The sequence below is a fragment of the Bacillus sanguinis genome, assembly GCF_018332475.1.
Taxonomy (GTDB): domain Bacteria; phylum Bacillota; class Bacilli; order Bacillales; family Bacillaceae_G; genus Bacillus_A; species Bacillus_A sanguinis.
This window is the reverse complement of sequence record NZ_BOQB01000238.1, coordinates 1-7,855: the sequence shown is the minus strand read 5'-3', so window position 1 is coordinate 7,855 and position 7,855 is coordinate 1. Positions and strand designations below refer to the sequence as shown.

Below are 7,855 nucleotides of genomic sequence, written 5' to 3'. Positions count from 1 at the left end.
TAGCAGTACCTCGCATTCCCATCGTATTGCCTGTATGCATCATAAATAAGTTATCATGTTTACCGTAAGCTTGAACAAAAGCCAATAGAATTCACTCCTATTAGGATAAAAAATTTTATTAAAGTTTTCAATTTTTAACTTACTATTACTGATTTTGTAGCAGTTAAACGCGCCTCCGCTAAATCTATTTGTAAACCGACAGCACCAGCGTAAATATAATCAAATGTATTTGGGATATTCACGGTAGTAGAAGTAGATCCAGCTGTTAACACGCCATTTGCAGGAACATTTGTCACATCAAATTCCGCACGACGGTTAGTCGCAGAAGTACCAATTGGCATATTTCTATCCCCAAAACTTCCGACTGTATTTAAATTTCCTAAATAATTATTTACCTGTGAAGCAAAAAAGTTATTTATTAAATTATTTGGCCCCAAAAGCCCCGTACCATTTAAATTAAAATTGTCACCTGTTGCATCTGTATCACCATTAATCGCCATTGTAAATACGCGAGCATTAACCGGTGCTACAGATGGAGTGATGAAATTTGAAATCGTTGCTGTCTCACCCAATGTAGAAATGAGTAAACCAGTATATAAACTAACATTCCTAACAGGATATGAATTATCACGATACACAACAACTAATGCCCATCCTACTCCTGTCCCTTGCGCTGGTGGATTTGCCGTTGGTATTCTTTCTACAAAATAATCTCCTGTCGCTCGGTTTGAAATTCCTTGCAAAATACTTGTTACATTTGCAGCACGTGTATAAATGGTACCTTGAAATGTTCCACTTGATCTCGTCTCTCCCCATGCAGAAACACTCGTAATTGTATGAGTGACCCCATCCGGTGTTTGTAAAGTAGGTATGTTGTTATTTACTACAGTTTCTGTCACAGTTGCACTTAATGTTCCTTGCCAAACTAACATAGCAAAGTCTACAGTTGCTGTTGCTGGTACATCTGTTACTGAAGGATTAAGCCTTGCCCAAGAACCATTTAATGTCCAATCATTTGTCGTTCCTGCAAAAGTTAATGGATCTACCGAAGAAGGAACCCCTGCAAAACTTAAATTTGTATCTCTTGTTATTAATGCATTGTATTGATACGCCGTCGCTGTTGTAATACCACGCATGCCAACTGTATTCCCTGTGTGTACCATAAATAAAGAGTCCGTTTTCGTATATGTTTGTACAAAAGCCAACAATTCCACTCCCCTTCCATATAAGATAAATATTTATTCGCTATTTCATTTAATGCAAACAAGTAAAAAAAGTTCCATTTGTATATGCACAGACTAATTTGGGCAAAAAAAAAGCCTTTGCCTATTCCTATTCATTTAAATTTGAATAGGATGCAATGACGAGCTCATTTTATACTAATATTTACACATAGTATTGTTTCTAGATTATTAAATAATGCTGTTTGTAAATATTCCATGCCTTGACCAGATTTAAATTTATACAGAAAGGACGAATCTAATGGCAATAGCAACAATAGGAAGTCGTTTAACCTATACAATCGTTGTCCAAAATACCGGAACACTTCCTGCCCAAAACGTTACATTTACAGACCCCATACCCGCTGGCACTACTTTCGTTCCAAACAGCGTTACAGTTGATGGCGTTGCAACAGCTGGAAATCCTGCTACTGGTATTCCCATTAGCAATATTCCTGCTGGCGGCTCTGTTACAATTACCTTTCAAGTAGATGTTACAAGTGTCCCTACCCCACCAGTTGCAAGTAACGTAGCATCCTTTGGATACACATTTCAACCAGCACCTAATGCACCCACTATTAGTCGAACAACAACAAGCAATATAGTTAATACAGATATTTTCACAGCTAATGTTGCATTAGTAAAAACGGTTGACAAAACAATTGCTACCATCGGTGATACGATTACGTATACCATTACCGCAACGAACCAAGCACCATTAGCTGCAAATAATGTTATCATTACAGATATACCTCCTGCTGGCACTACTTTTGTACCAGGTAGTGTTACAGTTAATGGTACGCCTACTACAGACAATCCTGCTACTGGTATAAACATTGGAACGATTGCAGCTAATGGAAATGCAACCATTACTTTTCAAGTTCAAGTTAATAGTTTACCTGTGCAAAATCCAATTCGAAATAGCGCTTCATCAAGCTTTCAATATAATCCACCTGGTCAACCTCCTATTAATAGAACGTCAACTAGTAATATTGTAGAAACATTAATTAATGCCGCTATCATTAATCCATCAAAAACGGCAAACCAACAAATTGTAAATATTGGTGACATTATTACTTACACGATCACAATCCCAAATAACGGTAACACTTCAGCAACGAATGTTTCAATTACTGATCCGATTCCTACAGGTACTACTTTTATTCCTAACAGCGTTACAGTTAATGGCACTATACAAACTGGCATAACCCCGACAAATATTCCAATCGGTACTGTTGCAGCTGGTCAAACGACGACCGTTACTTTTCAAGTTCAAGTCACTTCCCTTCCAGCCAACGGAACGATTACGAACGAAGCAAACGTAACCTATACGTCACAACCGAACCCAACTGAACCTCCAACAACTACTACAACTACCCCACCTCCAACTAACACTTCTGTACGAACTGCAATTGTAAATCCTACAAAAACTGTTAGCCCACAAGTTGCTGACATCGGTGATATTATTACGTATACGATTACATTGCCAAACACGGGAAATATCCCTGCTACAAACGTCATTGTGACCGATCCAATCCCTGCTGGTACTACTTTCATTCCAAATAGCGTAACAATTAATGGTGTTTCACAGCCTAATATTAATCCTACTGGCGGGATACAAGTTGGAACGATTAATGCCGGTTCAACAACAACCGTTACTTTCCAAGTTCAGGTCACTTCCCTTCCACAAAATGGGGTAATTCGAAATATAGGAAATACAACATTTACTTATCAGCCTGATCCAACTAAACCTACGATTACAACAACAAATCCTACACCACCTACTACCGTTCCTATTAATACCGCTATTATTAATCCTATAAAAACAGCTGATAAAACCGCTGTTGATATTGGTGACATTATTACGTATACGATTACATTTAATAATGACGGAACTGTTCCTGCTACTAACGTAATATTCACTGATCCAATCCCTGCTGGTACTACTTTCATCCCAAATAGTGTAGTTCTAAATAATAATCCTGTTCCAAATTCGAACCCTGCATTAGGGATTACTGTTGGTACATTGAATCCAGGCGAAACCAAAACACTATTATTCCAAGTTCGTGTTACACAAATTCCTGCTGGCGGTACTATTACAAATGAGGCTTCAACAACTTATACGTACCAACCAGATCCTACCTTGCCACCAGTAACAACGACTGAACCAACGCCACCTACAAGTGTAACTGTCAATACAGCAACAGTGAACCCAACGAAATCTGCCGATCGAGCTTTTGCTGATATTGGTGATATTATTACGTATACCATTAGTTTACAAAATAACGGAACTGTTCCTGCTACTAATATCGTCCTGACAGACCCTATTCCAAATGGAACTACTTTCATTCCAAATAGCGTGACTATTAACGGGACTTCACAGCCAAATACAAACCCTTCCACAGGTATAACAGTAGGTACATTGGATCCCACTGAAGCAGCAACTATATCTTTTCAAGTTCAAGTTATTAGTGTTCCACCACATGGTTTAGTTGAAAACCAAGGTACTGTTTCATTTACTCATATTGTAGATCCTAATGAGCCGCCTGTGACAAAAACAAGTCCTACCCCCAAAACAGAAACAGCCGTTAATACTATTATTTCAACTCCAACTAAAACTGCCGACAAACAACTTGCTGATATAGGTGATACCATTACGTACACAATTACATTTCGAAATGGAGGAACTGTTCCTGCCACTAACGTGACACTTATAGATCCTACCCCTAGCGGAACCACCTTCATTCCAGATAGTGTGACCATTAATGGCGTTACCTCTCCGGGATCAAACCCAGCACTTGGTATTCAATTGGATACTGTAGCTGTTGGAGAAACAAAAACAATCACCTACCAAGTCCTCGTTACAAATTTTCCACCAAATGGAATAATTGAAAATCAAGCATCGTTCACTTATCAATATCAACCAAATCCAAATGAACCCCCTGTCACTTCAACTACACCAACACCTAATGTGAACGTATCTATTAATAATCCAAATCCAACAACTACAAAATCCGCGGACCTTCAAATAGCTGATATAGGCGATATAGTTACTTTTACTGTTACTTTCCAAAATAAAGGAACCGTTCCTGCAACGAATGTTACTGTGCAAGATTCGCTTCCGCAAGGTGTTTCATTCGTTCCAGGTAGCGTTGTTATTAATGGAATATCTCAGCTTGGCGAAAATCCCGAAATTGGCATACCGATTGGAACTGTCAATCCTGGTCAAAGTATTACAGTTACGTTTCAAGGTATCGTAAACAGTATCCCACCTGGTGGAGTCATTAGAAATAAAGCAAATATCACATTCACATATGAACCAAATCCTAACGAGCCTCCTGTCACAACTACCATTACAACTCCTGAAACGGAAACAACTGTCAATACAGCTACATTAGAACCACAAAAAACAGCAAATCGTTCCTTCGTTGCATTAAATGACATTATTACCTATACTCTTTCTTTCCAAAATGTTGGAACTGTTCCAGCTACGAACGTAACTATAACAGACTCGATTCCAGCTGGTACTACATTTATTCCAGATAGCGTAACTATTAACGGTGTTCCTCAAGCAGGAATAAATCCAGCATCAGGAATTCCAATCGGTACGCTAACACCAACTGAAAGAGTTACTATCACTTTTCAAGTTCAAGTCATTAACATTCCACCGAGCGGAACCATAAATAACCAAGGAAGTGCTACATTTAATTATCAAACGGATCCGACTTTACCTCCTGTGACAAAAACAGAAACTACACCAGAAACGAATACTCCGATTCAAACCGCAGTAATAAGCCCAACAAAAACTGCTAATTTAACATTTGCAGAAATAGGAAACACTGTAACTTATACTGTTATATTTACAAACCAAGGTACAATACCTGCTACAAATGTAACAATTACAGACGCTTTACCTCCGGGTACTTCTTTTATTACGAATAGCGTTACTGTAAACAACGTTACTCAACCTGGCGCCAGTCCAGTTACAGGTATTCTTGTCGGAACAGTTAACCCAAGTGAAACAGTTACAGTTACATTCCAAATTCAAATAAATGCTATTCCTCCTAGTGGAAAAATAGAAAACACAGCAAGTGTTACCTATACTTCTCAACCTAATCCGAATGAACCTCCTATCACAACAACAGAAACGACTCCTACGGTAACAATACCTGTTCGTACGGCTAACCCAAATCCACAAAAAACAGTAGATCGTGAGTTTGCAAGTATTGGTGATACGCTCACTTATACGATCACCCTTCAAAATACTGGTAATATACCTGCAACTAATGTCATTATTACAGATTCTATCCCTACTGGAACTACATTTATCCCTGGAAGCGTCACGATTAATGGCGTTTCACAACCTAATTTAACACCAACAACCGGAATCCCAGTTGGCACATTAAACCCTAGACAAATAGTGACTGTTACCTTAGAAGTACAAGTAACTGCTCTACCACCAAATGGCATTATCTCAAATGAAGCAAATGTCACTTACACATCTCAACCAGACCCTACTCTTCCGCCCATTACAATAACAACACCTACTCCAATTGCAGAAACAATTGTACAAAATGCAGAGTTAGTGTCAACAAAAACAGTAGATTTGCAAATCGCTAACATTGGAGATGCACTCACTTATACGATCACTCTTGAAAACATCGGAAATATTCCTATGACAAATGTATCTATCATTGATCTACCACCAGTAGGTACACAATTTATTGTGGATTCCGTTACAGTAAATGGTATTTCACAACCAGGTATTAATCCAAGCATTGGAATACCTATTGGTACAATACAACCAAATCAAATAATAGCCATCACGTTCCAAGTAACGATTACGAATATACCGCCTAATGGGGTTGTTACAAATGTTGGTTCAGTCAACTTTACATCTCAACCTAATCCAAATGAACCTCCTATTACAGAAACAGAGACAACACCACCAGTTAATACTGAAATCATTAATAGCATTATTAATCCATCGAAAACAGCTGATCGAAACAACGTTGATATAGACGATATCATTACGTACACCGTTACCTTCCAAAACTTACAAACTGTTGAACTAACAAACATCATTTTCACAGATTCGATTCCAGTTGGTACGACTTTCATTCCAAATAGTGTAACAATTAATGGTATCCCAACTAGTGACGTTGATCCAGCTCTTGGCATTCCTCTTGGCACATTAAACCCTAGTCAATCAGTTGTTGTAACTTTCCAAGTTCGTGTTGTTTCCATACCACCTAACGGAATTATTGTAAATGAAGCTACTATCACCTACACATTCCAACCTAATCCTGGAGAACCTCCAGTAACAGTGACTACTCCAACGCCTCCTACTACTACCAATGTCAACACGGCAACAACAAACCCTACAAAATCCGCTGATAAAGTATTTGCTTTATTAGGTGACACAATCACCTATACAATCTCCTTACAAAATACAGGAACTGTCCCTGCAACAAATGTACTTGTAACCGACCCTATTCCAGCTGGCACTACTTTCATTCCGAATAGTGTTACGATAAACGACGTTACACAGCCAGGTATTGTTCCTAGTTCTGGAATTCTTATCGGTACATTAGAACCTAACACTTCCGCCGTCGTAACTTTCCAAGTTCAAGTAACATCGATACCACCAACAGGCTTTATCGAAAATCAAGGGACAGTTTCATTCCAATACCAGCCAGATCCTACTAGACCACCTGTATCTGTTACTACGCCTACACCTACTACAAAGACGCAAGTAAGTGAAGTTACTATTAACCCTAACAAACAAGGTAACCCTCAAACTATTAATCTTGGTGATACTGTCACATATACAATTACGTTCCAAAATGTCGGGAATATTAATGCGACAGATGTTATTATTACAGACCCTACTCCAGCTGGTACTACTTTCATTCCGAATAGTGTTACGATTAATGGTGTTTCTTCGCCTGGAGCAAATCCAAATAGTGGTGTAAACATTGGGACTGTTACTCCAGGACAAATTGTTACGTTAACTTATCAAGTTACTATAACCGCACTACCGCCAGATGGTATTATTAAAAACACTGCAACTGTCACTTACACATTCCAGCCAAACCCTGGCGAACCCCCTATTACCATTACAGATCCTACTCCAACTGTTGAAGTATCCGTTATTACGCCTACACCTAACCCAAATAAACTAGCAGACAAACAAATTGTAGATATAAATGAAATTATAACGTATACTGTAACCTTCCAAAATCGCGGGTCAGTCCCTGCAACTTCCGTTATCATTACTGATCCGTTAGCAAATGGGCTAACATTTGTTCCAGGTACCGTTATATTAAATGGTATTCCTGATCTTGGAGCAAATCCTGTAGAAGGTATACCTGTAGGTACAGTCAATCCGAACGATACAATTACTGTTCAATTCCAAGCGAGGGTAACAAGTGTACCGCCTGGTGGTATCGTTCGAAATCAAGCAACTGTTACTTTCACATATGAACCAATTCCTGGTGAACCGCCTATTACCATTACAGACCCTACTCCAATTAACACGACGGACGTAAATACAGCTATATTAAATCCACAAAAAACAGCTACGCCGGAAACAGTTACATTAGGTGATATTATTAATTGTCGATAGGTAAGTC

Annotated in this window: 1 protein-coding gene and 1 pseudogene; one reads left to right on the top strand and one right to left on the bottom strand. The window is 38.7% G+C overall.

Annotation, left to right across the window (positions count from 1 at the left end; translation table 11 throughout):
• Positions 1 to 134: 134 nt before the first annotated feature.
• The gene (locus tag KI369_RS22285) at positions 135 to 1,205 is read right to left on the bottom strand and encodes a hypothetical protein (protein ID WP_212957426.1); all 1,071 of its coding nucleotides are present in this window, start codon (positions 1,203 to 1,205) and stop codon (positions 135 to 137) included.
• Between the two features lie 277 nt (positions 1,206 to 1,482).
• On the opposite strand from KI369_RS22285, the pseudogene KI369_RS22280 reads away from it, so the two are divergent.
• Positions 1,483 to 7,836: pseudogene (locus tag KI369_RS22280) on the top strand (CLIPPER-2 domain-containing protein); the annotation flags it as partial.
• Between the last annotated feature and the right edge of the window lie 19 nt (positions 7,837 to 7,855).